The sequence below is a fragment of the Psychromonas sp. SA13A genome, from assembly GCF_011378715.1.
GTDB lineage: Bacteria > Pseudomonadota > Gammaproteobacteria > Enterobacterales > Psychromonadaceae > Psychromonas.
In genome coordinates this window covers 151,050-158,111 of the sequence record NZ_WTKU01000009.1, presented here as the reverse complement: position 1 = coordinate 158,111, position 7,062 = coordinate 151,050, and the positions used below count along the sequence as shown (strand labels likewise).

5 protein-coding genes are annotated in these 7,062 nt (G+C 37.0%); 4 read left to right on the top strand and 1 reads right to left on the bottom strand.

Going from position 1 to position 7,062, the window contains the following annotated elements; genetic code table 11:
• Positions 1-616: 616 nt before the first annotated feature.
• On the bottom strand, positions 617-1,765 hold the full coding sequence (locus tag GQR44_RS10580; protein ID WP_166371777.1) for a PilT/PilU family type 4a pilus ATPase: 1,149 nt from the start codon (positions 1,763-1,765) through the stop codon (positions 617-619).
• A gap of 572 nt (positions 1,766-2,337) precedes the next feature.
• Between GQR44_RS10580 and GQR44_RS10575 the strand changes: the two genes are divergently transcribed.
• The 4 genes from GQR44_RS10575 (at position 2,338) to GQR44_RS10560 (ending at position 6,951) form a co-directional block, all read left to right on the top strand.
• On the top strand, positions 2,338-2,601 hold the full coding sequence (locus GQR44_RS10575) for a DUF4212 domain-containing protein (RefSeq protein ID WP_028867334.1): 264 nt from the start codon (positions 2,338-2,340) through the stop codon (positions 2,599-2,601).
• Between the two features lie 15 nt (positions 2,602-2,616).
• Positions 2,617-4,335: a sodium:solute symporter family protein gene (locus GQR44_RS10570; protein WP_028867333.1), complete on the top strand. Its 1,719-nt coding sequence runs from the start codon at positions 2,617-2,619 to the stop codon at positions 4,333-4,335.
• An 85-nt stretch (positions 4,336-4,420) separates the two neighbouring features.
• Positions 4,421-6,265, top strand: a complete 1,845-nt coding sequence (locus GQR44_RS10565) for a DUF294 nucleotidyltransferase-like domain-containing protein (protein WP_028867332.1) — start codon at positions 4,421-4,423, stop codon at positions 6,263-6,265.
• The gene (locus GQR44_RS10560; RefSeq protein ID WP_028867331.1) at positions 6,265-6,951 is read left to right on the top strand and encodes an exonuclease domain-containing protein; all 687 of its coding nucleotides are present in this window, start codon (positions 6,265-6,267) and stop codon (positions 6,949-6,951) included. Before GQR44_RS10565 ends, GQR44_RS10560 begins: the two co-directional genes overlap by 1 nt.
• The last annotated feature ends 111 nt before the right edge of the window (positions 6,952-7,062 follow it).

Sequence of the window (7,062 nt, the reverse complement as noted above, 5' to 3'; positions counted from 1 at the left end):
CTCATCTGCAGTAGTTCAGTTGGTTGACTCTTTATTAGAGCACGCGACCTGTCTCGCCAGAGTTCACGTATTCAAATTCCATCCACCCCGCCAACAGTGTATAAACGTTTACTTCCAGATACATTCTGGTAATTAATTCTTAAAAAAAACTATAGAAAATTAAATTATTATTACTCTAATGAATAATAGCTCAGTTGGTTGACTCTTTATTAGAGCATGCGACCTGTCTCGCCAGATCTCACGTAATCAAGCCCAGTTCACTCCGCCAACAGTGTATAAACGTTTACTTCCAGATAAATTCCAATTATTAATTCTTGTGAAAAAATCCTATAAAAAATTAAACTATTATTACTCTAATGAGTAATAGCTCAGTTGGTTGACTCTTTACTAGGCTCCTCATTTATAAGAATGCGGGGTATCCCTCGCCAGAGCTCACGTATTCAAACTCCACTCTTTTCGCCAACAATTTATAAGAGATACTTTCGATGGTTTTAAAGTCTTGGATTCAATAAATGAGTGAGGTTAGTGGTTAGTTAGGGAATACCCATGAAAAAAGCGCCGAAGCGCTTGATGGGAATAATTGGCAGATTAAACTCTTAAATGAATAACTTTTTATTTACGAAAAGCTGAGCTCATCATCGCTTTTTGGTTCAAGGGTCAAACCACCACTTTTTTTACTGCTATCTTCTTCTAAATCGGCAATATTGCCTTTATCGAGTTTAAATTTAAGTGCTAAGTTAGTTGGCGAGTCTGAATTTTTTATCGCTTCCTCTTCGCTAATGCGCCCTTCTTTTACTAAATCAAATAATGCACTATCAAATGTTTGCATACCAAGCGACTTCGATTTTTCCATTACTTCCTTTAATAACTCAAATTGACCACGTTTAATCATATCGCGAATGGTTAATGTGCCCATCATGACTTCTACTGCGGCACAACGCTTTCCATCTACAGTTTGAATCAGACGTTGTGAAACAAAAGCTTTCAAGTTATTACCTAAATCATTTAATAATTGAATACGTCGATCTTCAGAGAAAAAGTTAATAATACGGTCGATTGCTTGATTGGCATTATTAGCATGCAATGTTGAAATAACTAAATGTCCTGTTTCAGCAAAGGATAATGCATGCTCCATAGTTTCTTTATCACGAATTTCTCCAATTAAAATAACATCCGGCGCTTGGCGTAAGGTATTTTTTAATGCGGCATGAAAACTTCGCGTATCAACACCTACTTCCCTTTGATTAATAATACTTTTTTTATGCCGATGCACAAATTCAACGGGATCTTCAATAGTGATAATATGGCCAGATGAGTTTTCGTTTCGATGATCGATTAACGCCGCTAAAGATGTTGATTTACCCGACCCAGTCCCACCTACAAATAAAGCTAAACCACGCTTCATCATAATCACTTCTTTAAGTACTGCAGGTAGTCGTAAATCATCGAACTTGGGGATATCTAATTTAATATTACGCGCGACGATAGAAATTTCATTGCGTTGTTTAAATATGTTAATACGAAAACGACCAACACCACTTAATGAGATAGCAAGATTCATCTCTAATGTTTGTTCAAATTCAGCTTTTTGTTCTCCATCCATTATTTGATATGCGATGTCACTCACTTCACCAGGTTTTAAAGTAGTCTCTATCAGAGGTATTAATTTTCCCTCAAATTTTCCAGAAGGTGGCGCCCCAGTAGCTAAGTAAAGGTCTGAACCATCCCTAGTTGCAAGTTCGTGTAACATTTTTTCAAATTCCATAACTTCTCTACTAACCTATTAATTTTAAATTGCATTGATTATAGTCTTGAATTACATTTTTTTATTTATTTACTAATTATTCTGCTTATTTTATTACACCAAAAATAGCATTTACGTGTGTCAACATCAGCAGTATTTATAATCCACTCAATATAAGCCTAAAAAGCGAACTTAAATGTGAATTAAATGTTAATAAAAGTGCATAAAAATTCATTTTTTAATTTTTTATCTTTTCTATAAAGAAATTCATCTTCCTAAAGTCATACTAAATACTCATCTTCACTATGTGAACTTTAATCACAAAAACAATACTATAGATTCCTTATGTGACGAACTGCTCAATTTTCATTCGATAAAATATGATCTAGCTCTTTGTCTCGGCGTACTAAAATAGTGAATTTAACATACTATTAACGCACGCTTATTTGATAAGGAAATTATTTTTTAAGTCGTTAGATAAGAGCTAGAAAGTGAATGCTTATTTTTTGTTTGATTAATGTTTAAATTAAGCACAAAAAGCCTGTTTTCGCTTTTAAATCTCTTCTTCGTTAAGACCATTAAGGAGAATGACAGTGAGTTTTGAAGACGCAGAAAAAGCAAAGGGATATTGGAATGAAAATCTAAAACTAGTGATTAAATTATTGGCTATTTGGGCTTTTGTCTCATTTGGTTGCGGCGTATTACTCGTTGATATATTAAATCAATTCAGTTTTATGGGCTTTAAATTAGGATTTTGGTTCGCTCAACAAGGTTCAATTTATGTCTTTTTAATACTGATTTTTGTATATGTAAAAAAATCAAACACACTTGACAAAAAATATGGTGTTGACGAATAACAGGGAGTAGTAAAAATGGATGTTCAAACATTAACCTATATAGTGGTTGGGGTTACATTTGCCATGTACATTGGCATTGCAATTAAAACACGAGCGGGTTCAACAAAAGAGTTCTATGTAGCAGGCGGTGGTGTACCACCTATTTTAAACGGTATGGCAACAGCAGCGGACTGGATGTCAGCCGCTTCATTTATATCACTAGCGGGTATTGTTTCTTTCGTTGGTTATGACGGTAGTGTTTACATTATGGGTTGGACAGGCGGTTATGTACTGCTTGCGCTGTTGATGGTTCCTTACCTTCGTAAATTTGGTAAATTCACCGTGCCAGACTTCATTGGTGACCGTTACTATTCACAATCTGCTCGTACCGTGGCGGTTGTCTGTGCAATCTTCATCAGCTTTACTTATATTGCTGGTCAAATGCGTGGTGTAGGTGTTGTATTTTCTCGCTTCCTAGAAGTAGAAGTTGATACCGGCGTTTATATCGGTATGTGTGTAGTATTTTTCTATGCTGTTTTAGGCGGTATGAAAGGGATCACTTACACTCAAGTAGCACAATACTGTGTCATGATTTTTGCTTTCATGGTACCTGCTGTTTTCCTTTCAATCATGATGACAGGTCATATCTTCCCTCAATTAGGATTCGGTGCAGAATTATTGGATGCAACGGGTAATAGTTCAGGTGTTTATTTAATGGATAAACTGGATGGACTTTCTACAGATTTAGGGTTCTCATTATATACCCAAGGCTCTAAAGACATGATTGATGTGCTATTTATTACTGGTGCATTAATGTTTGGTACTGCGGGTTTACCACACGTAATCGTTCGCTTTTTCACCGTACCAAGAGTGAAGGATGCGCGTAGCTCTGCTGGTTGGACATTATTGTTCATTGCCATTATGTACACGACTATCCCTGCACTTGCTTCATTTTCCCGAGTAAACATGATCCAGTCTATTAATGGTCCAGAAAGCCAAGGTGTACCTCATGCCGAAGCCCCTATGTGGATTGAGAACTGGGAAAAAACAGGTTTAATCAAATGGGAAGATAAGAACAATGACGGCAGAATGTTCTATTCAAATACTGAAACAAATGAAATGAATGTTGACCGTGACATCATCGTATTAGCAACACCAGAGATGGCAAATTTACCTGCATGGGTTATTGCATTGATGGCTGCAGGTGGTCTAGCTGCTGCACTATCTACATCGGCAGGTCTATTGTTAGTTATTTCAACTTCTGTTTCTCATGATTTACTGAAAAAGAACTTAATGCCCAATATCTCCGATAAAAAGGAGTTAATGTATGCGCGAATGGCATCCGGTGCCGGCATCATCATGGCAGGTTACTTTGGTATTAACCCACCAGGATTTGTAGCCGCCGTGGTCGCCATCGCCTTTGGTCTCGCCGCTTCCTCTTTATTCCCAGCGATTACGATGGGCATTTTCTCTACGAAAATGAATAAGGAAGGTGCTATCGCAGGTATGCTTGCAGGTTTATCATTTACAACGGCTTACATTGTTTATTTTAAATTTGTAAACCCAGCTGCGAATATGTCTGAAAACTGGTTGTTTGGTGTGTCTCCAGAAGGTATTGGCATGCTAGGTATGGTGATCAACTTTGCAGTTGCCATTATAGTCTGCAAAATGACTGCACCAACGCCGCAAGCAGTAGTCGATATGGTTGAATCAATTCGTTTCCCTAAAGGAGCAGGCGAAGCACACGATCATTAAAATAATCTCTAATTTAAAAGCGCTTCGGCGCTTTTTTTTAGATCTTTTAACCTCAAAATTTCCCACAACTTATAGCTAGGTGCTTATGGATAACAGTGAGTTACAACCCATTTTTGATTTCATGCGCAGATTAGCTCCTTTTGATTCTTTACATGAACAAACTATAAAAAAATGTTGTCAGGAATTAACTATTTCCTACTACAGCAAACAACAAAAGTTAGTCAATGTAGATAGTGACGAGCCCCAATTATATATTGTACGTAGTGGTGCATTTGAAGTAACCACACAACAAGGAGAGCTCATTGATAGAGTCGCAGAAGGCGAATATTTTGGTTTTAGCGGCATGCTCTCGGGTGAAAAAGTTGTCAATCAAGTACATATTTTAGAGGATGCACTGGTTTACCACCTTTCAGCTAAAATGTTTGATCAATTACGCGCCAATAGCCATTCATTCGATCGTTTTTTTAATCAAGCCTTTGCCAAACGATTACGCAACCAAGGGTCATTACAGCATAGCCACATCAGTACTGCACGTATTACTCACATTATGTCCAGAGATCTCACCACCATCACTGCCGATGCCACCATTCATGAAGCTGCACAGCTAATGTCTAAGAAACGTCTCTCCTCTCTTGTTGTTGTTAACCAAGATAAATTATGCGGAATCTTAACCGATCGCGACTTACGTAATCGTGTCTTAGCAAAAGGACTGGGCGGTGACCTACTAGTCGAACAAATAATGACCAAAGAACCAACTGTTATCGAACCAAATGCACTAATCTTTGAAGCGATGTTAAAAATGAGTGAAAATAATATTCATCACTTACCCGTGGTCGACCAAGAAAGACCAATCGCGATCATTACTAGTACAGATTTAATCCGCAGTCAAAGCTCTCAGCCGTTATTATTAATTGGTCAAATAGAACGTCAGAATAGCTTAGAAGCACTGATACAAGTTAGCCAGAAGATACCAGACCTATTACATAACCTGATTAGTAGCGATGCTAAAGCCATTGAAATAGGCCGTATTCTGACCTCTGTTACCGACTCATTAACACGTCGTTTAATAGTATTAAAACAAAAACAACTTGGCCCTGCCCCAATGGCATTCTGTTGGTTGGCATTTGGCTCACAGGGTCGCCAAGATCAAATGGCAGGGTCAGACCAAGATAGTGCATTGATTTTAGAGAAAACGCCTTCTGAACAAGATAAATGTTATTTTAAGCAACTTTCTGAATTTGTTTGTAGTGCTTTGAATGAATGTGGTTTTCCATTTTGTCCCGGTAATATCATGGCACAGAATCCACAGTGGCAATTAACACTACAACAGTGGCAACAACAATTTTCAAAATGGGTCAATACTCCTCAGCCCAGTGCATTATTAAACGCGACTATCTTCTTTGATATGCGCGGTATTTACGGAGATTTAAGTTTATTCACAACCTTGCAAACAACAGTATTAAACAAGACCAAAGGAAACGACATATTTCTTGCAGCGCTAAGTCAAAATGCATTGCAATCAACAGCGCCATTAGGATTCTTCAGAAGCTTTGTCATTGAACGAGATGGTAGCGAAGTAAAAGGAATAGATTTAAAGCATAAAGGTAATGCTTTAATCAATGATATCGTTAGAACCTACGCACTAGCAGCAGGTATAGAAGAAGTAAATACTAGCAAACGTTTAGAAAGTTTAATCGAAAAATCTAAAATAGATAAAGAAGTTGCGATGAATTTATTGGATGCTTGGGAGTTTATTGCCCATAAACGTCTTACCAATCAAGGACAACAATTTAATAATACACAACCTGTTTCTAACTATATTTTACCCGATAGTCTGTCTTCATTAGTTCGCCATCAATTAAAGGATGCCTTTAAAGTGATTCATGAAGCACAAGGCACAATTAGGTTAAAATTCTTAAGGCAATTTTAATGTTTCAACGATGGTGGTTACAGTATCAATTAAAACGCTTGGTTAAAAATAGCAAGCTGAATGCCCTACAAGATCATTATCAATATTTATTAAGCCAACTAGATAGTCCTATTTCAGACATTAAGCTATTAGCATTAGATATTGAAATGACAGGCTTAGACAGCAAAAAAGATCAAATGGTGAGTATCGGAGTGATCCCTATCATCAATGCCAAGATACAGCCTAAACTTGCACAATATAAGCTCATTAAAATACAAGGAACCGTAGGACAAAGTGCCGTTATTCATGGTGTTTTAGATAGGCATCTGACCAATGCGCTACCCTTACAAGAGGTGCTGCAATGGTTATTTGAGCAGTGTAAAGATAAAGTCATCGTTGCTCATTATGCGAGCCTAGATTTACAGTTTTTACAGCAATCATTAGTAGGTGCGGAAAAACAATCTTTTGCACTATTTGCCATTGATACCTTACTGATAGATAAAAAAAGAGAACTACGTAAACATCAATCTTTAAACACCAGTAGCTTGCGTTTAAATGCCTGTAGAGAGCGCTATAATTTGCCTATCTATAACGCACATAATGCATTAACCGATGCTTTAGCTTGTGCTGAATTATTACTAGCCCAATTAAGTAAAATGGGCGGCATAGATAAAGTCACGCTGCAGCAGTTACTAAACAAACATTAGAATTTATTGCTATTACAGACTTGGTATTAGATGTTAGATATTTTTTAATCAAGATAAATTATTGAGTCTGCAACTTTAGGAGTCATTAAAAAGTATTAATAGTTGGAAAGT

What these genes read in the sequence shown, in the direction of transcription:
- GQR44_RS10580 (WP_166371777.1), bottom strand. Translation starts at nt 1,765, where the DNA reads ATGGAATTTGAAAAAATGTTACACGAACTTGCAACTAGGGATGGTTCA.
- GQR44_RS10570 (WP_028867333.1), top strand. Translation starts at nt 2,617, where the DNA reads ATGGATGTTCAAACATTAACCTATATAGTGGTTGGGGTTACATTTGCC.
- GQR44_RS10565 (WP_028867332.1), top strand. Translation starts at nt 4,421, where the DNA reads ATGGATAACAGTGAGTTACAACCCATTTTTGATTTCATGCGCAGATTA.
- GQR44_RS10560 (WP_028867331.1), top strand. Translation starts at nt 6,265, where the DNA reads ATGTTTCAACGATGGTGGTTACAGTATCAATTAAAACGCTTGGTTAAA.